Below are 19,046 nucleotides of genomic sequence, written 5' to 3'. Positions count from 1 at the left end.
ATTACATGCCGATGCGCTGTGCGCGCACCGTGAAGAAGATGCCGCTGGGCTGGTCGGCCTTGAGCGTGGCGATGCGCTGGAACGTGGCCGTGTCGTAGACCTCCACGCGGTTGTCGTCGCGGCAGGACAGCCACAGCGCCTCACCCTTCGGCGTGAACTCCATGTGCAGCACGCCGTGGCAGGGCGTCAGCGTCTTCACCACCTGACGCGTGGCGGTATCCACCACCTGCACGGTGTCGTTCTTCGGAAACGCGAAGTTGACCCACACCTGGCGGCCGTCGGGACGCGCCATCGCAAACACGGGCTGGCCGGCCACGGCCACGCGCGCCTGTTCCTGCCAGTCGTGCGCGGGGTCGGCCACCAGCAGTTCGTGGCGGCCGATGGCCGGCAGCCACGCCTGCCCCTGCGCCATGGCCCAGCCGCGCAGGTGCGGCATCTTGTAGACCGGCAGTGGCGCCTCGCCCCGGCCGTAGCCGGACAGCACCTTGCGCGCGGTGGGCGGCGTCTGCCACAGGTCCACCAGCGACAGGCCATCTTCGCCGAACAGGCCGGCCAGGTACCAGCGTCCGTCGGGCGTCACCAGGCCGTCGTAGGGCTCGCGGCCGGCAGGCAGGCGCGTGACCTGCGGCTGACGCGGATCCGATGCATCGATGATCCAGATTTCGCCGGCCTCGAACAGGCTGGCCGCCAGCCGCTGGCCGGGCAAGTCGGCCAGGCCCACCACCTTGGAGCGGCGGCCGTCGGGGCCGATGGCGGGAATGTCGGAGAGCAGTTCGAGCGTCCCGGCATCGAACAGCTTGATGCCGCCCGGCGCGTAGTTCTGCGCGGCCACCACCTTGCCGTTCTGCAGCATGGCGCCGCCGATGCTGTTGCCAGCCTGCTTCACACGATGGGTGATGCGCTGCGCCAGCAGATCCAGGCGGGACAGGCCGCCGTCCCGGCCAAAGACATAGGCATATCGCCCATCGCGCGAGAACACCACGCTGGCGTGCGAGAGATCGCCCAGGCCGGCGATGGTGCCCAGGCGCGTCATGCCGGATGTTTCCACTACCTGCACCCGGCCGGCGGCGCGTTCGATAACCACGCCCAGGTCGCCAGTGCCGCGCAAGGCGGCTTCCGGCGTCGCGGGCGAGCCGGCGCAGGCGGCCACCAGCGACGCCGCCCCCAGCGCAACGGCCGCCAAACGAATCAGTCGTGCGACGCGCTGGCGGACGATGTGGGGAGCACGGGCGGCGGTTCGCCCGCCTGGAGTCTGTCGATCAGCCATTGGGCTTCTTCCTGCGTCATGAACGGTTGCCACGGCGGCATGGCGGTGCCGGGCCGGCCCTGCAGCACGGTGGCCACCAGGCCGTCACGCGGCTTGCCGGCCAGCGCCTCGGCTGTCAGCGGCGATCCCAGCCCGCCTTGCAGCGTCATGCCGTGGCAGGCACCGCAGTCGTCGCGCAGCCAGCGCGCCAGTTGCGCCTGACGTGCCGCGGACGGTTCCGCATGCACCAGGGCACCCGGCGCGGCCAGCATGCCGAGCAGCACCAGGTGCCGTGCGAGGGATCGGGCCATGAATCGTCGGATCAAGGGATCGGTGGGTCCGAGGGCTCGAACGATCAGAGCGTCAGTACCCACTTGGCCAGCGCGCTGGCATCGGCATCGCTGATCGCGTTGGGCGGCATCGGGATCGGGCCCCACTTGCCGGTACTGCCTTTCTGGATGCTTTGCGACAGCTTCGCCGCGGCGTCCTTGTCGCTCTTGTACTTGGCGGCCACGTCCTTGAACGCCGGGCCGATCAGCTTCTTGTCGACGCTGTGGCAGGCCATGCAGTTCTTGCTTTTGGCCAGGTCGGCATTGGCGTGGGCGGCCATCGGCAGCGCGGCCGCCAGCAAGGCGGCGCCAATCACTTTTGCGGGATGCATATCGTTCTCCTGATGCTCATACCGGCCAAGCAGCCGGCGCCGCCGGGGCGCCGACTGCCGGACCTCAATAAACGTCGTGCTGGGTGTTATGGGTGTTGAACTTGCCGGTCGGCGTGATCAGGCGCGGGTCCTTGATGACGGCCTTGAGCTTGCGCGTCTTGTCGTCGACCACAACCAGCGCCGATTCCTGGTCCTTGGTGCCCCAGACCGAGAACCACACCTCGTCGCCGGCCTTGTTGTATTCGGCCTGCACCACGCGCTTGGCGCCCTCGCCCTTCAGGTTGGCCCATTCGGCAATCGGCAGCACGTCGTAGCCGCCTTCGAGCTTCCGGGTGTCGAACACGGCCACCGACTGGTTCAGCCTGGCGTCGGGGTTCAGCGGCGTGTCCACCCACAGGTTGCGGGACTTCGGATGGGTCTTGATGAACAGCGATCCGCCCCCCTGCCCCTTGAGCGTCTGCACCACCTTCCAGGCGTTGGCCTTGTGCTTCACCGGATCGGTGCCGATCAGGCTCACGGTTTCATCGCCAAGGTGGCTCGTGGCCCAGACCGGACCGTATTTCGGATGGACAAAGTTGGCGCCCCGGCCGGGGTGCGGGGTCTTGCCCACATCCACCAGGGCGGCCAGGCGGTCTTCCTTGGTGTCAACGACGGCGATCTTGTCCGACGCATTGGCAGCCACCAGGAAGTAGCGGCCCGTGGAATCGAAGCCGCCGTCATGCAGGAACTTGGCCGAGTCGATCGTGGTGGTCTTCAGGTTCTTCAGGTCCGAGTAATCCACCATCAGGATCTTGCCGGTCTCCTTGGCATTGATGACAAACTCGGGCCGGTAGTGGCTGGCCACGATCGATGCCACGCGCGGCTCGGGGTGGTACTCGTTATCGACCGTCATGCCACGCGTGGACACCACCTTCAGCGGCTTGAGCGTGTCGCCTTCCATGATCACGTACTGCGGCGGCCAGTAGGAGCCCGCCACGGCGTACTTGTCCTCGTAGCCCTTGTATTTCGAGGTTTCCACCGAGCGCGCCTCCAGGCCGATCTTGACCTCGGCCACGTTGTCGGGCACCGGCATCCACAGGTCGATCAGGTTCAGGCGCGCGTCGCGGCCGATCACGTACAGGTAGCGGCCCGATGCCGACATGCGAGAGATATGCACCGCGTACCCGGTCTTGACGATATTGATGATCGTCTTGGAATCGCCGTCGATCAGCGCCACCTCGCCCGAATCGCGCAGCGTCACCGAGAACAGGTTGTCGAGGTTGTAGTGGTTCATCTTGCGCGTGGGCCGCTTGGCCACGGGCACGATGTCCTTGCGCGATGCCTCGATATCGGCCAGCGAGAATTCCGGCGGGGTCGGCGGCTCCAGCTGCACGTAGCGGGCCATCAGGTCCACCTCGCTGTCGGACAGGTCGCCCGACGTGCCCCAGTTCGGCATGCCGGCCGGGCTGCCGTACTTGATGAAGGTCTTCAGGTATTCGGTGCCTTGTGCCCGGGTGATGTCGGGCGTCAGCGCCTTGCCCGTGGCGCCCTTGCGCAGCACGCCGTGGCAGCCCGCGCACCGCTCGAAGTAGATCTGTCTGGCGTGGTTGAACTCGTCCGCAGTCAAGGTGGGAACCGGGCCGGGCGCAGGCGCCGTCCCGGCCTGGCCAGGGGCCATCCAGAGGAACAGCGGCAGCGCCACCATTGCGGGGAACATCCTGTGTTTCGCCTTCATGTCTCTGCTCAGCGCGAGTGGGGAATGCGGGGCGTGCTGGTGCACGTCGGATGTGCCCATCATCGTGAAAATGCGATGACCAGGGATTGATGGCAGTCAAGCCGACGACAGTTCACACGGAACTCGGCCCGAGGGATGCGTCACAGCGTGACGGAATGCGCAAAGAGGTGTTGGAGAAATGCGAAACGGACGCGCCGGGAACGGGAAAGACCCTGGGCGTGGAGAGGGATAGGAAGCGTTGGTAACGGTCATTACACCTGACAATCGCCTTGAAACGGCGCCGACGATTGGCCCGAATATCCCACCCGCATCAACGCGTGAAGAGCTGGAGGACCAACAGTCTCCGCCGCGTGGCTTCACCCCCCCCGACTTCGGAGTGGTGGCGTGGCCCAAAGATTCCCACTATCAGCGTCTACCCCAACAACGGCTATACCGTGAAGACGAAGACACTGTTTCATGCTGCGTCCTATGCAAGGTTCACCGACTTTGCCGGCGGACATAGCGGCAGGGTCGAATCAAGCATTCCTGCCTTGAACTGCCATTGGCGGTGGCAAGGACGAATCCGGCCTGGGCACCATCAGGTCGACGGCTTTACCGGCTGCTACGCGCCCAGGCCAGGTGTCGTCCGAACGAAAATAACAGCCTGCTCCGGCGTGATATGCGCGCGAGGAGAGGGGACGTTTGTCGCAATTCGGCAATAGGCCATGCGTCCTGCCGTGTCCTGCCCGGTGGGCGAAGGAAGACAACCATCGCCATCAGCTGCGCGGCATCAGCACCCACATGCGGCCGCCCTGCTTCATGCGGCCGGCAGTTTCGCCGGCGGCGTCGCCGGCGCCCCAGAAGAAGTCGGCGCGTACGCCGCCCTTGATGGCGGAGCCCGTGTCCTGGGCGAACATCAGGCGCTGGATCGGCTCGGTGGACAGCGGGCGCGTGGTGGACAGGAACACCGGCACGCCCAGCGGGATCGTGGCCGGATCGACGGCGATCGAGCGTTCCGCGGTAAGCGGCACGCCGAGCGCGCCGACCGGGCCGTCGTTGTTCGCCGGCAGTTCTCGGAAAAATACGAAACGCGGGTTGACGTTCAGCATTTCCTCGACGCGCGCCGGGTTGTTGCGCGCCCAGGCCTTGATGCCCTGCATCGTCGCCTGCGCAGGCGTGATCTCGCCACGGTCGAGCAGCCATTTGCCGAAGGACCGGAACGGCTGGTCGTTGGTGCCGCCAAACCCCACGCGCATCATCGTGCCGTCTTGCAGGCGGATACGCCCCGAACCCTGGATCTGCAGGAAGGCCGCCTCGACGGCATCATCGACATAGACCAGTTCGTTGCCGCGCATCGCCGGCATCTGCAGCAGCTCGGCCCGCGCGGGTAGCGCGCCGCGCAGTTGCGCCGGGCGGCGGTACAGCGGCACCTGGTACTGGCCCTGGCGGGTGCGCGATCCATGCAGGATGGGCTCGTAGTACCCGGTGATCAGACCACTATCGGTGCCATCGACGTTGACCACGCGGAACGGCTGGAAATTGGTTTCGAAGTAGGCGCGCATGGCCGGCAGGTCGCCGGCGTCCACCATCAGGCCGGTGGCGCACACGCGGCTCCATTCGGGCTTCTTCTTCAGTGCCTGGCAGCTGGCCTGCAGGGCCGGCCAGGCGGCGCGCACGTCGTCCTGGCTCCAGCCGCCGATCTCGGCCCAGGTGGCGGGCTGCAGCTTGCCGGCGTTCGGCGAGGTCGATGGTGCGGGGGTGCCGGCCGTGCCGCCCGGCTGCACGCGGATCGGGCCGCCGCTCATGCAGCCGGCCAGCAGTGCGGCGCCCACGGCGGAAGCGGCCAGCGCCAGCCAGCCTGGGGAAGACGCACGCGGGGCGCGCGGGGAATACTGATATGCCATCTTGTTCGTTCTTTGCCTACAATCTCAACCCGATCTCAACCGATCTCAACCCGATCCGCCGACTGTCACAGCCTGCCCCCACGCGATGAGCCAGTTCTTCGAAAACCACCCCACCCTGCTGCTGGCCGCCGAAGCCGGCCTGGCGTTGCTGCTGCTGATATTCATCGTGGTCTGGACGATGGGCACCGCGAAGAAGCATCCGCGTCCCACCCGCGCGCCGCAGGACCATCCGTCGCGCGCCGGCCAGGCGCCGCAGGAGACCGACAAGGCGCCGGACGCCTAGGTTCCCCGGGGGCGTCCCGCACGCCGCCGCGCCGCCGCCCGCTCAGTGGAGCATGCGCGGCAGCACCAGCGCGAATTCGGGAATCGGCACCTCGAAGCGGTGGCCGTCCTCGGCCACGCAGAAATACTCACCCTTCATCGATCCCACCGGGGTGGAGATCGTGGCCCAGCTCGAATACTCGAAGTGCTCGCCCGGCTTGAGCAGCGGCTGGTGGCCCACCACGCCCAGCCCCGCCACTTCCTGCGTGACGTTGTCGCTGTCGGTGATGATCCAGTGGCGCGAGATCAGCTGCGCGGCCACTTCACCGATGTTGTGGATGGTGATGGTGTAGGCGAACGCATAGCGCCCGCGGTCCGGGTCCGATTGGTCGGCCATGTACTGGGTGCGTACGGCCACGGAAAAAGCGTACTCGCTCATTGTTCGACGGATGAGGATGGTCGGCTGGCCGGCGTCCCGCCTGGGGGCGCGGCCGGGTGTGTCGCATTGTGCGGCAAGGGCTGGGCAGGGGCAAGCGCGCCTTGCCGGGCAGGATCGGGCCGGACCGGCGTAAAATACGCGCCATTCTCGCGGATCGCCCCCGTATCCGCCGCCTTCAGCGCCTCAATCCAGCGTCAGACCAGCCATGAGCCAGCCCACCTACCGCATCGCCCCGTCCATCCTGTCCGCCGACTTCGCCCGCCTGGGCGAGGAAGTGCGCCGCGTCACCGAGGCCGGTGCCGACTGGATCCACTTCGACGTGATGGACAACCACTACGTGCCCAACCTGACCGTGGGCCCGCTGGTCTGCGAGGCCATCCGCCCGCACGTGACCGCCCCGATCGACGTCCACCTGATGGTGCGCCCCGTGGACCGCATCATTCCCGACTTTGCCAAGGCGGGCGCCAATATCATCACGTTCCACCCGGAAGCCAGCGATCACATCGACCGCTCGCTGGCGCTGATCCGCGACAACGGCTGCCAGGCCGGCCTGGTGTTCAACCCGGCCACGCCGCTGCACCACCTGGACCACGTGATGGATCGCCTGGACGTGATCCTGCTGATGAGCGTGAACCCGGGCTTCGGCGGCCAGTCGTTCATCCCCGAGACCTTGAACAAGCTGCGCGCCGTGCGTGCCCGGATCGACGCCTACACGGCGCGCACCGGCCGCCAGATCCTGCTGGAAGTGGACGGCGGGGTGAAGCCGGACAACATCGCCGAGATCGCGGCGGCGGGCGCCGACACCTTCGTGGCCGGCTCGGCCGTGTTCGGCAAGCCTGACGCCGACGGCGGCTACAAGGGCATCATCGGCAAGTTCCGCGACGTGCTGGCCGGCGTGGGCAAGTAAGGCGGGCGCGAACGATGACAAGCGAAATCCTGCGCCGCACCGACTGGCGCGGCATCCAGGCGGTGATCGTCGACCTGGACGGCACCATGGTCGATACCGCCGGCGACTTCCATGCGTCGGTCAACGCGATGCTGCTGGCGCTGGTGCACCAGCATCCGCACCTGGGTCCGGTGGAGCCGATGTCCGCACAGGAGATCGTCAGCTTCGTCGGCAAGGGGTCGGAGAACCTGATCCGCCGCGTGCTGGACGCCCGCTTCAGCCCGCTGCACGCCAACGGGCTGTTTGCCGACGCCTACGCGCTCTATGACCGCGAGTACGTGCGCATCAATGGCCAGTTCTCCAATGTCTACCCCAATGTCCGCGAGGGCCTGGCGGCGTTGAAGGCGCTTGGCCTGCGCATGGCCTGCGTGACCAACAAGCCCTGGAATTTCACCGAGCCGCTGCTGGCCAAGACCGGCCTGGCCCCCTATTTCGAGCTGGTCTACGGCGGCGACGCCTTTGCGCTGCGCAAGCCCGACCCCTATCCGCTGCTCAAGGTGGCCGAGGCCTTCCGCCTGGAACCGGCCGCCGTGCTGGCCATTGGCGACTCCGAGAACGACGCCCGCGCGGCCCGCGCGGCGGGCATGGGTGTGCTCTTGATGCCCTATGGCTACAACCATGGCAACCCTGTACAAGGCGTTGACGCCGATGGTATAGTCGGCGACATTGCCCGCGTGGCAGCGATCCTTGCTGCACACCGGTCAAACCCTCACGGTTAATCCCTGAACACATCAATGTTCCTCAACCGCAAACGCATCTTTTCTGGCAGTGATCGGCAGGCCTGGCCCTGGCGTCGCTGGCGCGCCTCTGAACAGGCGTAAAGTGCGTTCGCGAGTTTCCTGACGGGCCTGGGTCGCCCGGACATCCGCGGTCTGCGGACTGCCCTCCCACCCAGGCTCCGCCGGACCGGTCCAGATGTCCTGACGACCGGCCTCCCCGGCAGAACCTTCCGCCAGCGCCGTAGTTCCGGTTGCTCCTGCTTGCGCCTGTGCTACGGTTAGCCTCGAGAACGTGCCACGCGCCGCCCCTGGCCGTGTGCAGCCTCATCGATTCACGTGTGCGCCACGGTCCGCCCCCCCGGGGAGGCGGGTTGATGCAGCTTGTCGCCCTCCCATCCCGCAGACGACATCACGGTGCCGCCCGACCCGTCCAGACTGGCCGGCGCCGCAAGTAGAGGATCGACATGACCGAACTGGAATTCAAATCGCTGGCCGACCAGGGCTACAACCGCATCCCGATCATTGCCGAGGCGCTGGCCGACCTGGAAACCCCGCTGTCGCTGTACCTGAAGCTGGCGCAGTCGCAGACGCGCGGCGTGAACACCTTCCTGCTGGAATCGGTGGTGGGCGGCGAGCGTTTCGGCCGCTACTCGTTTATCGGCCTGCACGCGCGCACGCTGATCCGCGCCTTCGGCCAGCGCGCCGAGGTCGTGACCGACGGCAAGGTCGTGGAAACGCACGAAGGCAACCCGCTGGACTTCATCGCCGCGTTCGAAAGCCGCTTCAAGGTGGCGCTGCGCCCGGGCCTGCCCCGCTTCTGCGGCGGCCTGGCCGGCTACTTCGGCTACGACGCGGTGCGCTATATCGAAAAGAAGCTGGCCGACAAGCAGATGCCCGACGACCTCGGCCTGCCCGATATCCAGCTGCTGCTGTGCGAAGAACTGGCCGTGATCGACAACCTGTCCGGCAAGCTCTACCTGATCGTCTACGCCGACCCGACCACGCCCGAAGCCTATTCCCGCGCCCGCCAGCGCCTGCGCGAACTGCGCATGAAGCTGCGCCAGCCGGTGGACGTGCCCGTGACCAGCCCGTCGGTGCAGACCGACGTCTATCGTGAATTCGCCAAGGCCGACTACCTGACGGCCGTCCACAAGGCCAAGGAATACATCATGGCCGGCGACATGATGCAGGTGCAGGTGGGCCAGCGCCTGATGAAGCCGTACCGCGACTCGCCGCTGTCGCTGTACCGCGCCCTGCGCTCGCTGAACCCGTCGCCGTACATGTATTTCTACAACTTCGGCGACTTCCAGGTGGTGGGCGCGTCGCCCGAAATCCTGGTGCGCCAGGAAACCCGCAAGGTCGGCACGCCCCAGAACGGCGACACCGAGACCGCGCGCATCGTCACGATCCGCCCGCTGGCCGGCACGCGCCCGCGCGGCAGCACGCCCGACCGCGACGCCCAGCTGGCCACCGAACTGCTCAACGATCCGAAGGAGATCGCCGAGCACGTGATGCTGATCGACCTGGCGCGCAACGACATCGGCCGCATTGCCGAGACCGGTTCGGTCAAGGTCACCGACAAGATGGTGATCGAGAAGTACTCGCACGTGCAGCACATCGTCAGCTCGGTGGAAGGCACGCTGCGCGAGGGCATGAGCAACCTCGACGTGCTGCGCGCCACCTTCCCGGCCGGCACGCTGTCGGGCGCGCCCAAGGTGCGCGCGATGGAAATCATCGACGAACTGGAACCGCGCAAGCGCGGCATCTACGGCGGCGCCGTGGGCTACCTGTCGTTCGGCGGCGAGATGGATCTGGCCATCGCCATCCGCACCGGCGTGATCAAGGACGGCAATCTCTACGTGCAGGCCGCGGCCGGCATCGTGGCGGACTCGGACCCCGAGGCCGAATGGAGGGAAACCGAGGCGAAGGCGCGCGCCGTGATCCGTGCCGCCGAACAGGTCCAGGACGGCCTCGACGCCGACCTCTGAGCCCCCCGGGAGAGATGACATGCTGCTGATGATCGACAACTACGATTCGTTCACCTACAACCTCGTGCAGTACTTTGGCGAACTGGGCGCCGACGTGCGGACCTATCGCAACGATGAAATCTCGATCGGGGAGATCGAGGCGCTGAAGCCGGACCACATCTGCGTGTCGCCGGGCCCGTGCAGCCCGCACGAGGCCGGCATCTCGGTCGATGTGCTCAGGCACTTCGCCGGCAAGGTGCCGCTGCTGGGCGTGTGCCTGGGCCACCAGGCCATCGGCGAGGCGTTCGGCGGCAAGGTGATCCGCGCCAAGCAGGTGATGCACGGCAAGGTCAGCACGATCGAAACCACGCAGGAAGGCGTGTTCGCGGGCCTGCCGAAACACTTCGACGTGACGCGCTATCATTCGCTGGCCATCGAGCGCGAGACGCTGCCCGATTGCCTGGCCGTCACGGCCTGGACGCCGGATGGCGAGATCATGGGCGTGCGCCACAAGACGCTGAATGTGGAAGGCGTGCAGTTCCACCCCGAGTCGATCCTGTCCGAGCACGGCCACGCGCTGCTGGCCAACTTCATCAAGGCGCCAAGATGAGGCGCGCCGACTATACCGCCTGCACCTTCGACCTTCCAGCCGCCCCCAATATTGAAGATTCCGCCATGTCCATCACGCCCCAGGAAGCACTGACGCGCTGCATCGAGCACCGCGAGATCTTTCATGACGAAATGCTGCACCTGATGCGGCAGATCATGCAGGGCCAGATCAGCCCGGTGATGGCCGCCGCCATCCTGACCGGCCTGCGCGTGAAGAAGGAAACCATCGGCGAGATCTCGGCCGCCGCGCAAGTGATGCGCGAGTTTGCCAACCACGTGGAGGTGAAGGACCGCCAGAACTTCGTCGACATCGTCGGCACCGGCGGCGATGGGTCGCATACGTTCAATATCTCCACGGCGTCGATGTTCGTGGCCGCCGCGGCCGGCGCGAAGATCGCCAAGCACGGCAACCGTGGCGTTTCGTCCAAATCGGGCAGCGCCGACGTGCTGGAGGCGCTCGGCGTGAACATCATGCTCACGCCAGATCAGGTGGGGCAGTGCATCGAGCAGACCGGCATCGGCTTCATGTTCGCGCCCACGCACCACCCGGCCATGAAGAACGTGGCGCCGATCCGCAAGGAAATGGGCGTGCGCACGATCTTCAACATCCTGGGCCCGCTGACCAACCCGGCCGATGCGCCGAACATCCTGATGGGCGTGTTCCACCCCGACCTGGTCGGTATCCAGGTGCGTGTGATGCAGCGCCTGGGCGCGCAGCACGCCATCGTGGTCTACGGCAAGGACGGCATGGACGAGGTATCGCTGGGCGCCGCCACGCTGGTGGGCGAACTGAAGGATGGCGAAGTGCGCGAGTACGAGATCCATCCGGAAGACTTCGGCCTGTCGATGATCTCGAACCGGGGCCTCAAGGTGGCCGACGCCGCCGAATCAAAGGAAATGCTACTCGAAGCACTGGGCAACGTACCGGGCACGCCGCGCGAGATCGTCTCGCTCAACGCCGGCACCGCGCTCTACGCAGCCAACGTGGCCAGTTCGATCGAAGATGGCATCCAGCGTGCGCGCGACGCCATCGCCAGCGGCGCCGCCCGCGAGAAGCTCGACCAGTTCGTGCGCGCCACGCAGCAATTTAAGTAAATCGCCATGTCCGACATTCTCGAAAAGATCCTGGCCGTCAAGGCCGACGAAGTCAACGCGGCGCGCAAGAAGCGCGACCTGCCAAGCCTGCGCGCAGAAGCCGAGAGCCTGCGCGGCGAGCCCGGGCTGGCGCCGCGCGGCTTCGCGCGCGCGCTGCGCGAGAAGATTGCCGCCGGCCACGCCGCGGTGATTGCCGAGGTCAAGAAGGCGTCGCCGTCCAAGGGCGTGCTGCGCGAGAACTTCGTGCCCGAAGCCATTGCCGAGAGCTACGCCACGCATGGCGCAGCCTGCCTGTCCGTGCTGACCGACGTGAACTTCTTCCAGGGCCACGCCGATTACCTGAAGCGCGCCCGCGCCGCCTGCGACGTGCCGGTCCTGCGCAAGGACTTCATGATGGACCTGTATCAGGTCTACGAAGCGCGCACCTGGGGCGCCGACTGCATCCTGCTGATCGTGGCCGCGCTGGACCACGGGCTGATGGCCGAGCTGGAAGCCTGCGCGCTCGAACTGGGCATGGACGTGCTGGTGGAAGTGCATGGCAACGACGAACTCGACGCCGCGCTCAAGCTCCAGACGCCGCTGGTGGGCGTGAACAACCGCAACCTGCGCACGTTCGAGGTGTCGCTGGACAACACGCTGGGCCTGCTGCCGCACATGCCGGACAACCGTCTGGTGGTGACCGAATCGGGCATTCTTGGCCCGGCCGACGTGCAGCGCATGCGCGACGCCAACGTCCATGCGTTCCTGGTGGGCGAAGCGTTCATGCGCGCGCCCGAACCGGGTGTGGAACTGGCGCGGCTGTTTGGCTGATCGACGATTCGTCCGCGACCGATCCACGACTGACCGACCCACGACGGAGCACGGCGATGGCAAAAGAGATCGAACTGAAGCTGGCCCTGCCCGATGCCGCGCTGGCAGCCGTGGCGGCGTGGCTCGACGCCCACGGCGACGCGCGTGGCGAAGTCACGATGCTGAACGTCTACCTGGACACGCCCACGCGCGAGCTTGCCCGTGCGCGCGCCGCGCTGCGGCTGCGCCGGAAAGACAGCCAGTGGCTGCAGACGCTGAAGACCGCCGGCAAGAGCGGCGGCGGCCTGGCCGCGCGCCACGAGTGGGAAACCGAGATTGGCGGCGAAGCCATCGAACTGGACCGCTTCGACGCCCAGGCACGCGCCGTGGTGGCGCCGCTGGCCGACCGGCTGAAGCCGGTCTTCCGTACCGATTTCGTGCGCCGCACGTGGATCGTCGAGCAGGATGGCGAGCGGATCGAGGCCGCCATCGACACCGGCACCATCAGCGCCCCCGGCACCACCCGGACCGAGCCGATCCAGGAACTCGAACTCGAATGGCTGCCGAAAACAGGCGCGCCGTCTGACAAGGACGAAGCGCACGCCGAATCCGTGCTGCGCGCCTTCAGCCAGCGCCTGGGCCACGTGGCACCGTTGGTCCCCATCGATCTCAGCAAGGCCGCTCGCGGCTACCGACTTACCGACGCGTCCGATGCAAGCTGACCTCTTCGTCACCGAACCTTCAAAATCCGCCCCGACCGTCGACTGCCTGCAAGATCAGGTCGATGCCCTGCCCGCCGCGTGGCGCAAGCTGCTGGCGCCGTGCCTGGGCAATGCCGACTGGGCATCGCTATGCGATTTCGTCGATGGCGAGCGCGCCGCCGGCAAGCCGGTCTTTCCGCACGCCGTCTTCCACGCGCTGCACCTGACGCCGCCCGACGCGGTGCAGGTCGTCATCCTGGGCCAGGACCCGTATCACGGCACCGGCATGGTCGGCGGCGTGGAGATTCCGCAGGCGCACGGGCTGGCGTTCTCGGTGCCCGATGGCATCAAGGTGCCGCCGAGCCTGCGCAATATCTTCAAGGAAATTGCCGCCGAGTATGGCGGCGAGCCGGTGCGCGCCTCGGGCAATCTCGAAGGCTGGGCGCGCCAGGGTGTGCTGTTGCTGAACACGGTGCTGACCGTGGAGCAGGCCAGTGCCGCCAGCCACGCCCGGCGCGGCTGGGAAGCCGTGACCGACTGCGTGATCCACGCGCTGGCCATGTCGCGACCCAACCTCGTCTTCATGCTGTGGGGCAGCCATGCCCAGGCCAAACGCGCGCTGCTGGAAGGCCAGACCCATTGCGTGCTGGAAGCGCCACATCCGTCGCCGCTATCGGCGCATCGCGGGTTCCTCGGTTGCGGGCACTTCAAACTGGCCAACGACTGGCTGGAACGCCACGGCCGGCCCGGCATCGACTGGCAGAAAACCTAAGCCGTCGGGCGCCATTCGAAGCCATCGAAGGATTCGGGCGGGGCCGCCTTCACGTCCACGCGTGACACCTGCGCGGCCGGCGGGCCCTGCTCCATCCATACCCGCAATGCTTCCAGGTGTTCCCGCGCGCCTGTGGCGATGACTTCCACCGTGCCATCCATGCGATTGCGCACCCATCCGCCCAGCCCCAGCGCCCTTGCCCGGTCCGCGCAGTGGCCGCGATAGCCCACGCCCTGGACGCGGCCGTGGGCAACCAGCCGCCAGGTTTCCGTCGATCCTGTCATGATTCGTTTCATCCCCTAGGTAAACTACCTAGCCCGGTTGGGCGTTAGGACGTCAGCATACGATGCCTTCGCCCGCTCCCCCAGCCCCGTCCCGCCATGCGGGAAAGGGGCCCGGGGAGCGGGCATGGCGCATGACACACCACCGAGGCCGTGCCCATGCCACCAACGCAAGACAATCAGGCGCCCGGCTACGTCGGCCCCCTGTTGACCGCCCCGCCAAACCGCTTCGACCTCGCGCTGCTGCCGATCATCCTGGCCGCCATCGTCATCGTGGCCTATGCCGCACGCCAGATGGACGTGCCGTACCAGCCGGGCGAGTCGCTGGCCATCCATCTGGACGTGGCATGGCTGCCTTACTACCTCATGCGCACCAGCATCCGCATGCTGGCCGCGCTGGGCGCGTCACTGGTGTTCTCGTTCGCGTTTGCCGCGCTGGCCTCGCGCAGTCGGACCGCCGAAAAAGTGATGGTACCGGCGCTGGATATCCTCCAGTCGATCCCCGTCCTCGGCTTCCTGTCGATCACCGTGACTGGCTTTATCGCGCTGTTCCCCGGCAATCTGGCCGGTGTGGAATGCGCGGCCATCTTCGCGATCTTTACCTCGCAGGCCTGGAACATGGCGTTCAGCCTGTACCAGTCGTTCCGCACGATTCCGGGCGACCTGCTCGAAGCGGCGGCCATGTTCCGGCTGTCGCCGTGGCAGCGGTTCTGGCGGCTCGAAGTGCCCTACGCCATGCCGGGCCTGCTGTGGAACATGATGATGTCGATGTCGGGCGGCTGGTTCTTCGTGGTGGCGTCCGAGGCCATTGCCGTGTCGGGCCACGATATCCGCCTGCCGGGCATCGGCTCGTATATCGCGCTGGCCATCCAGCAACAAAACCTGGCCGCCATCGGCTGGGCGATCCTGGCGATGCTGGTGGGCATCGTGCTCTATGACCAGTTCCTGTTCCGCCCGCTGGTGGCCTGGGCCGACCGTTTCCGCTTCGAGACGCTGGCGCAGGACACCGTGCCGCAGTCGTGGCTGCTCGACCTGCTGCGCCGCTCGGCCTGGGTGCATGCGGTGCTGAAGCGCACCGCCGCGCTGGCTGGCCGCACGCTGGCCTGGAGCGCGCGCCATCGCAACGTGGTGGCACTGCCCGCGCCGCCGGTGCGCTGGGCGCCCTGGCTGGACCGCCTGCGCGACGCCATCATCATCGCCATCGCCCTGGCCGCGCTCTATCGCGTGTTCCACTTCGTGCACAGCGAAGTGGGCTGGGCCGAGGCCGCGCATGTGCTGTGGCTGGGCACGCTGACGATGGTGCGCGTGATCGTGCTGATTGCGCTGGCCGCACTGGTCTGGGTGCCGGTGGGCATCCGCATCGGGCTGAATCCGTCGCTGGCGCGGATTGCCCAGCCGATCGCCCAGGCCATCGCCCGATTCGGCCTGAACCCCGAGATCTGGCTCAGCCCGCTGATGATCTTCGGCACGCAGTGGTACATCCTGTTCAATGTGGTGGCGGGCGCATCGGGCATTCCCACCGAACTGCGGCTGGCCGCGCGCAACTTCGGGCTCAAGGGCTGGCTGATGTGGCGGCGCTTTCTGGTGCCGGCCGTGTTCCCGAGCCTGCTGACCGGGCTGGTGACGGCGGCGGGCGGGTCGTGGAACGCGAGCATCGTGTCCGAATACGTGACGTGGGGCGACCGCACGCTGGTCGCCACGGGCCTGGGCAGCTACATCGCCGAAATGACCGCGCGCGGCGACTTTCCGCGCATTGCACTGGGCATCGGCGTGATGGCGCTGTTCGTGGTGGGCTTCAACCGGCTGCTGTGGAACCGGCTCTACGACCTCGCGCAGGCGCGCACCCGGCTCTGACAGCCGGTATCAACGACCGGAACTAAGGAATTTACGATGGCACTGCAAGGCAACGCCGATCCGGTGATCGACCTGCGCGGCGTGGGCAAGATGTTCCGCACCGCCGACCACACCGACCGCGCCGTCCTCGAAGGCGTGAACCTGACCCTGCGCGAAGGCGAGATCGTGGCCATGCTTGGCAAGTCGGGCTCGGGCAAGTCCACGCTGTTGCGCATCATGGCCGGCCTGGTCGGGGCCGATCGCGGCGAGGTGCATTTTCGTGGCCAGCGGCTGGCCGGCACGGCCGAAGGCATAGCGATGGTATTCCAGTCATTCGCGCTGTTCCCGTGGCTGACGGTGCAGCAGAACGTGGAGCTGGGGCTGGAGGCACAGGGCGTGGCCCGCGCCGAGCGCACGCGCCGCGCCGAAGCGGCCATCGACATGATCGGGCTGTCCGGCTTCAACAGCGCGCTGCCGCGCGAGCTGTCGGGCGGCATGCGCCAGCGCGTGGGGATCGCCCGTGCGCTGGTGACCGAGCCCGACCTGCTGCTGATGGACGAGGCGTTCTCCGCACTGGATGTACTGACCGGCGAGACGCTGCGCGACGAGATGCTCGACCTCTGGGAATCGGGCCGCACCAATATCAAGAGCATCCTGATCGTGTCGCACAACATCGAGGAAGCGGTGATGATGGCCGACCGCATCGTGATCCTGTCCAGCGATCCGGGCCGCGTGCGCGCCGAGGTGCCAGTGCCGTTCCCGCGTCCGCGCAACCGCGACGACGCCCGGGTGCGCGCGCTGATCGACGAGGTCTACATGCTGATGACGTCGCCCGCCGCACTGGGGCCACGCGTGCCGGCCCCGGCCGCCGCGCAGATCGGCTACCGCCTGCCGGACGCCGATATCAGCCAGATGGAAGCCGTGCTCGACCTGCTGCACGAATCGCCGTTCTTCGGCCGCGCCGACCTGCCGCACCTGGCCGAAGAGGCCGGCCTGACCGACGACGACCTGCTGCCCGCCTGCGAAGCCATGCAGCTGCTGGGCCTGGCCACCATCGAGCGCGGCGACATCACGGCCACGGCGCTGGGCCGCAGCTACTACGAGACCGAGCCGCCGGAACGCAAGGTGCTGTTCGGCCAGCAGTTGCTGGCCCACGTGGCGCTGGCCGCGCACATCCGGCGCGAACTGGAGCAGAGCGAGAACGGCGAAGTCGGCGAAGAAGCGATCCTGCGCGCGATGGAGGCCTACCTGAAGCCCGAGGAAGCCGAGCGCGTGCTCAAGATCGCCATCGACTGGGGCCGCTACGGCGAGGTGTATGGCTATTCCTTCAACAGCGGGATGCTGACGCTGCCGCAAGCGGAGGAGAACGGCGGCGCTGCAGCGCAGGGGTGAGGGATTCAGGGCGCTTGAAGATTGCGGCCCATGCTTGCACCGGAGGACGCGGCTACCCTCTCCCGCCTGCGGGAGAGGGGTTGGGGGAGAGGGCTAGCGTGTCCGCACTTGCCGGGCCGGGTTAGCACCCCATGCGCCTGCCCTCTCCCCCGCCCCTCTCCCGCGCGCGGGAGAGGGGAGTGTAGTGGTCCAATTTCCTCAGACAGGTCGATAGGTGGAAAATCACGATCGACGAGGAAAGACGACATGACAAAGCAACGCCGCAAGTTTGACGCTACCTTCAAGCTGGAGGTAGTCCGGATGGTCCGGAATCAGGGCCTATCGGTCGCCGAGGTTTGCCACACGATGGCGATTGGGGAGACCGCCTTACGCCGGTGGCTGGTCCAGTACGACCTTGAAGTGGCTGGCGGCAAGGGAGTGGGCAAGCCGCTGACGCCTGAGCAGCAGCGCATTCGCCAGCTCGAAGAGGAAAACCGCCGCCTGAAGGAGGACAATCTGATCCTAAAAAAGGCATCGGCCTTCTTCGCCCGCGAACTCAAGTGATCTATCGAGTGGTTAGCGGATTGCAGAAGGAGGCGATCTCAATCAGTCGGGCATGCCGGGTGCTGGGCGTGAGCCGGGCGGGTTATTACGCGGCCGGGCGCGCGCCTGCCGCCAAGGAGAAGGCCTTGCGGCAGGCGGTGTATGTACGGGCGGCGTTCGAGGCCAGCGGACGTACCTACGGCAGCCGGCGCGTGGCGCAGGATCTGGACAAACAGGGGATGAAGATCGGGCGCTATCGAGCCCGCACGCTGATGCGCCAGGAGAATCTGCGCCCGGTGTGGAAGCGCAAGTTCGTGGCGACGACTGACAGTCGGCATGGCAAACCGATGGCGCCGAACGTGCTGAGCAGGCAGTTCAGGCCCGCACAGCCCAACCGGGCCTGGGTGTCGGACATCACGTATGTGCGCACGGGGGAAGGCTGGTTGTATCTGGCGGTGGTGTTGGACCTGTATTCGCGCAAGGTAGTGGGCTGGGCCAGCGCAGCGGCCATGCCCGCCGCGCTGGTGGCGTCGGCCTTGAGGATGGCCATCGTGCAGCGCAATCCGGCGCCCGGACTGATCGTGCATTCGGACCGGGGCAGCCAGTATGCAAGCGAGGAGTACCAGGGATTGCTGGCGCGCCACGGCCTGGTTTGTAGCATGAGCCGGTCGGGCGATTGCTGGGATAACGCCGTAGCCGAACGCTTCTTCCTAAACCTGAAGATGGAGCGGGTCTGGCAGAGGCGGTACACCGACCGGGCCGAAGCCCGGCGCGACATCACACAGTACATCGTGGACTTCTACAACCCGGTGCGCTTGCATTCGACACTGGGCTACGCGTCGCCAACAGACTACGAGGACAAGTTCCAACAGACCACCCTAACACCTGTCTGAAAAAACTTGACCACTACAGAGAAAACCGTCGCGGTCGCGAGTCTTCGGGGGAAGAAAACCGTCGCGGCAGCGGATCTTCGGGGAAGAAAACCGTCGCGGTAGCGAATCTTCGGGGGAGAAAACCGTCGCGGCAGCGAATCTTTGGGGGAGTAAACCGTCGCGGCAGCGCAGGGGGGACGGATTTGCTTTGCTTTCAGGGCGCTTGAAGATGGCGGCCCCCTTTGCTTGCCCCGGAGGACGCGGCTCCCCTCTCCCGCCTGCGGGAGAGGGGTTGGGGGAGAGGGCCAGCGTGTCCGCACTTGCCCAGCCGGGTTAGCACCCCA

Annotated in this window: 19 protein-coding genes; 12 read left to right on the top strand and 7 right to left on the bottom strand. The window is 66.8% G+C overall.

Annotated elements, in window-relative coordinates; all coding sequences use genetic code 11:
• Nucleotide 1: 1 nt before the first annotated feature.
• The 5 genes from AC24R4_RS18800 to mltA form a co-directional block, all read right to left on the bottom strand.
• Complete coding sequence (locus AC24R4_RS18800; protein ID WP_487523473.1) at nt 2–1,267, bottom strand: cytochrome D1 domain-containing protein; 1,266 nt, start codon at nt 1,265–1,267, stop codon at nt 2–4.
• The gene (locus AC24R4_RS18795) at nt 1,189–1,518 is read right to left on the bottom strand and encodes a c-type cytochrome (protein WP_487523967.1); all 330 of its coding nucleotides are present in this window, start codon (nt 1,516–1,518) and stop codon (nt 1,189–1,191) included. The genes AC24R4_RS18800 and AC24R4_RS18795 overlap by 79 nt, the downstream gene beginning before the upstream one ends.
• An 83-nt stretch (nt 1,519–1,601) precedes the next feature.
• Entirely contained in the window at nt 1,602–1,907 is a 306-nt protein-coding gene (locus AC24R4_RS18790) for a c-type cytochrome (protein ID WP_487523472.1), read from the bottom strand.
• Nucleotides 1,908–1,971: 64 nt separating this feature from the next.
• Nucleotides 1,972–3,621, bottom strand: a complete 1,650-nt coding sequence (locus AC24R4_RS18785; RefSeq protein ID WP_487523471.1) for a cytochrome D1 domain-containing protein — start codon at nt 3,619–3,621, stop codon at nt 1,972–1,974.
• A 755-nt stretch (nt 3,622–4,376) separates the two neighbouring features.
• On the bottom strand, nt 4,377–5,504 hold the full coding sequence (mltA, locus tag AC24R4_RS18780; protein WP_400393736.1) for a murein transglycosylase A: 1,128 nt from the start codon (nt 5,502–5,504) through the stop codon (nt 4,377–4,379).
• An 85-nt stretch (nt 5,505–5,589) separates the two neighbouring features.
• Here mltA and AC24R4_RS18775 point away from each other — a divergent pair, with 85 nt between their 5' ends.
• The gene (locus AC24R4_RS18775) at nt 5,590–5,787 is read left to right on the top strand and encodes a hypothetical protein (protein WP_400393734.1); all 198 of its coding nucleotides are present in this window, start codon (nt 5,590–5,592) and stop codon (nt 5,785–5,787) included.
• A 42-nt stretch (nt 5,788–5,829) separates the two neighbouring features.
• Here AC24R4_RS18775 and apaG read toward each other — a convergent pair whose 3' ends face one another.
• A complete protein-coding gene (apaG, locus tag AC24R4_RS18770; protein ID WP_400393733.1) occupies nt 5,830–6,204 on the bottom strand; it encodes a Co2+/Mg2+ efflux protein ApaG in 375 nt (124 codons plus the stop codon).
• Between the two features lie 205 nt (nt 6,205–6,409).
• On the opposite strand from apaG, the gene rpe reads away from it, so the two are divergent.
• From rpe to AC24R4_RS18730, 8 genes are all read left to right on the top strand, one after another.
• Nucleotides 6,410–7,111: a ribulose-phosphate 3-epimerase gene (gene rpe / locus AC24R4_RS18765; protein WP_029050706.1), complete on the top strand. Its 702-nt coding sequence runs from the start codon at nt 6,410–6,412 to the stop codon at nt 7,109–7,111.
• 14 nt (nt 7,112–7,125) lie between these two features.
• Complete coding sequence (gene gph / locus AC24R4_RS18760) at nt 7,126–7,869, top strand: phosphoglycolate phosphatase (protein ID WP_400393730.1); 744 nt, start codon at nt 7,126–7,128, stop codon at nt 7,867–7,869.
• Between the two features lie 464 nt (nt 7,870–8,333).
• Nucleotides 8,334–9,857: an anthranilate synthase component I gene (trpE, locus tag AC24R4_RS18755; RefSeq protein WP_400393728.1), complete on the top strand. Its 1,524-nt coding sequence runs from the start codon at nt 8,334–8,336 to the stop codon at nt 9,855–9,857.
• Between the two features lie 19 nt (nt 9,858–9,876).
• On the top strand, nt 9,877–10,446 hold the full coding sequence (locus AC24R4_RS18750; protein WP_400393726.1) for an aminodeoxychorismate/anthranilate synthase component II: 570 nt from the start codon (nt 9,877–9,879) through the stop codon (nt 10,444–10,446).
• A 65-nt stretch (nt 10,447–10,511) separates the two neighbouring features.
• Complete coding sequence (gene trpD / locus AC24R4_RS18745) at nt 10,512–11,540, top strand: anthranilate phosphoribosyltransferase (protein WP_400393724.1); 1,029 nt, start codon at nt 10,512–10,514, stop codon at nt 11,538–11,540.
• A gap of 6 nt (nt 11,541–11,546) precedes the next feature.
• Nucleotides 11,547–12,350, top strand: a complete 804-nt coding sequence (gene trpC, locus AC24R4_RS18740; RefSeq protein WP_400393722.1) for an indole-3-glycerol phosphate synthase TrpC — start codon at nt 11,547–11,549, stop codon at nt 12,348–12,350.
• A 56-nt stretch (nt 12,351–12,406) separates the two neighbouring features.
• Nucleotides 12,407–13,051: a CYTH domain-containing protein gene (locus AC24R4_RS18735; protein ID WP_400393720.1), complete on the top strand. Its 645-nt coding sequence runs from the start codon at nt 12,407–12,409 to the stop codon at nt 13,049–13,051.
• The gene (locus AC24R4_RS18730; RefSeq protein ID WP_400393718.1) at nt 13,041–13,802 is read left to right on the top strand and encodes a uracil-DNA glycosylase; all 762 of its coding nucleotides are present in this window, start codon (nt 13,041–13,043) and stop codon (nt 13,800–13,802) included. Before AC24R4_RS18735 ends, AC24R4_RS18730 begins: the two co-directional genes overlap by 11 nt.
• On the opposite strand, the gene AC24R4_RS18725 is transcribed toward AC24R4_RS18730, so the two are convergent.
• Nucleotides 13,799–14,086: an acylphosphatase gene (locus AC24R4_RS18725; protein WP_487523470.1), complete on the bottom strand. Its 288-nt coding sequence runs from the start codon at nt 14,084–14,086 to the stop codon at nt 13,799–13,801. The two genes, AC24R4_RS18730 and AC24R4_RS18725, sit on opposite strands and share 4 nt — an antisense overlap.
• Nucleotides 14,087–14,242: 156 nt before the next feature.
• On the opposite strand from AC24R4_RS18725, the gene AC24R4_RS18720 reads away from it, so the two are divergent.
• From AC24R4_RS18720 to AC24R4_RS18710, 3 genes are all read left to right on the top strand, one after another.
• Nucleotides 14,243–15,937: an ABC transporter permease gene (locus tag AC24R4_RS18720; protein ID WP_400395948.1), complete on the top strand. Its 1,695-nt coding sequence runs from the start codon at nt 14,243–14,245 to the stop codon at nt 15,935–15,937.
• Nucleotides 15,938–15,973: 36 nt separating this feature from the next.
• Complete coding sequence (locus tag AC24R4_RS18715) at nt 15,974–17,308, top strand: ABC transporter ATP-binding protein (protein WP_400395946.1); 1,335 nt, start codon at nt 15,974–15,976, stop codon at nt 17,306–17,308.
• Nucleotides 17,309–17,554: 246 nt separating this feature from the next.
• A protein-coding gene (locus AC24R4_RS18710) for an IS3 family transposase (RefSeq protein ID WP_487523469.1) occupies nt 17,555–18,723 on the top strand; the annotation gives its coding sequence in 2 pieces (ribosomal slippage) (nt 17,555–17,822 and nt 17,822–18,723; 1,170 coding nt in all).
• Nucleotides 18,724–19,046: the final 323 nt, after the last annotated feature.

The organism is Cupriavidus sp. CER-90, assembly GCF_057652055.1.
Note: the sequence above shows the minus strand (reverse complement) of the source record. Positions and strands in the feature narration are given on the sequence as shown.

Coding starts and splice junctions, on each gene's coding strand:
- AC24R4_RS18730 (WP_400393718.1), top strand. CDS start 13,041: ATGCAAGCTGACCTCTTCGTCACCGAACCTTCAAAATCCGCCCCGACC.
- AC24R4_RS18790 (WP_487523472.1), bottom strand. CDS start 1,907: ATGCATCCCGCAAAAGTGATTGGCGCCGCCTTGCTGGCGGCCGCGCTG.
- trpE (WP_400393728.1), top strand. CDS start 8,334: ATGACCGAACTGGAATTCAAATCGCTGGCCGACCAGGGCTACAACCGC.
- AC24R4_RS18800 (WP_487523473.1), bottom strand. CDS start 1,267: ATGGCTGATCGACAGACTCCAGGCGGGCGAACCGCCGCCCGTGCTCCC.
- AC24R4_RS18795 (WP_487523967.1), bottom strand. CDS start 1,518: ATGCTGGCCGCGCCGGGTGCCCTGGTGCATGCGGAACCGTCCGCGGCA.
- mltA (WP_400393736.1), bottom strand. CDS start 5,504: ATGGCATATCAGTATTCCCCGCGCGCCCCGCGTGCGTCTTCCCCAGGC.
- trpC (WP_400393722.1), top strand. CDS start 11,547: ATGTCCGACATTCTCGAAAAGATCCTGGCCGTCAAGGCCGACGAAGTC.
- AC24R4_RS18725 (WP_487523470.1), bottom strand. CDS start 14,086: ATGACAGGATCGACGGAAACCTGGCGGCTGGTTGCCCACGGCCGCGTC.
- gph (WP_400393730.1), top strand. CDS start 7,126: ATGACAAGCGAAATCCTGCGCCGCACCGACTGGCGCGGCATCCAGGCG.
- AC24R4_RS18735 (WP_400393720.1), top strand. CDS start 12,407: ATGGCAAAAGAGATCGAACTGAAGCTGGCCCTGCCCGATGCCGCGCTG.
- apaG (WP_400393733.1), bottom strand. CDS start 6,204: ATGAGCGAGTACGCTTTTTCCGTGGCCGTACGCACCCAGTACATGGCC.
- AC24R4_RS18775 (WP_400393734.1), top strand. CDS start 5,590: ATGAGCCAGTTCTTCGAAAACCACCCCACCCTGCTGCTGGCCGCCGAA.
- trpD (WP_400393724.1), top strand. CDS start 10,512: ATGTCCATCACGCCCCAGGAAGCACTGACGCGCTGCATCGAGCACCGC.
- AC24R4_RS18720 (WP_400395948.1), top strand. CDS start 14,243: ATGCCACCAACGCAAGACAATCAGGCGCCCGGCTACGTCGGCCCCCTG.
- AC24R4_RS18750 (WP_400393726.1), top strand. CDS start 9,877: ATGCTGCTGATGATCGACAACTACGATTCGTTCACCTACAACCTCGTG.
- AC24R4_RS18715 (WP_400395946.1), top strand. CDS start 15,974: ATGGCACTGCAAGGCAACGCCGATCCGGTGATCGACCTGCGCGGCGTG.
- rpe (WP_029050706.1), top strand. CDS start 6,410: ATGAGCCAGCCCACCTACCGCATCGCCCCGTCCATCCTGTCCGCCGAC.
- AC24R4_RS18785 (WP_487523471.1), bottom strand. CDS start 3,621: ATGAAGGCGAAACACAGGATGTTCCCCGCAATGGTGGCGCTGCCGCTG.